The organism is Citrobacter sp. Cb004 (assembly GCF_030337065.1).
Lineage (GTDB): Bacteria > Pseudomonadota > Gammaproteobacteria > Enterobacterales > Enterobacteriaceae > Citrobacter > Citrobacter braakii.
The window spans coordinates 1-219 of record NZ_JAOWCH010000027.1 but is presented as its reverse complement, the minus strand read 5'-3'; the positions used below and the strand labels follow the sequence as shown (position 1 = coordinate 219).

The following is a 219-nucleotide window of genomic DNA, read 5'->3' as shown; positions in this document are numbered from 1 at the left end:
GGTGGGTGATGACGGGATCGAACCGCCGACCCCCTCCTTGTAAGGGAGGTGCTCTCCCAGCTGAGCTAATCACCCACTTCTCAATTTCTTGTTTTACACGGCGGAGACTACATAAAGTAGTTGGTGGGTGATGACGGGTTCGAACCGCCGACCCCCTCCTTGTAAGGGAGGTGCTCTCCCAGCTGAGCTAATCACCCCCGCTGTGTGGAGTCGCATTAT

General features: G+C 56.2%; 2 tRNA genes. Both read right to left on the bottom strand.

Annotated features, from left to right (window positions below):
* Window positions 1-2: 2 nt before the first annotated feature.
* Window positions 3-75: transfer RNA gene (locus OGV65_RS00875), tRNA-Val, on the bottom strand.
* A 46-nt stretch (window positions 76-121) separates the two neighbouring features.
* A tRNA-Val gene (locus OGV65_RS00870) sits at window positions 122-197 on the bottom strand.
* Window positions 198-219: the final 22 nt, after the last annotated feature.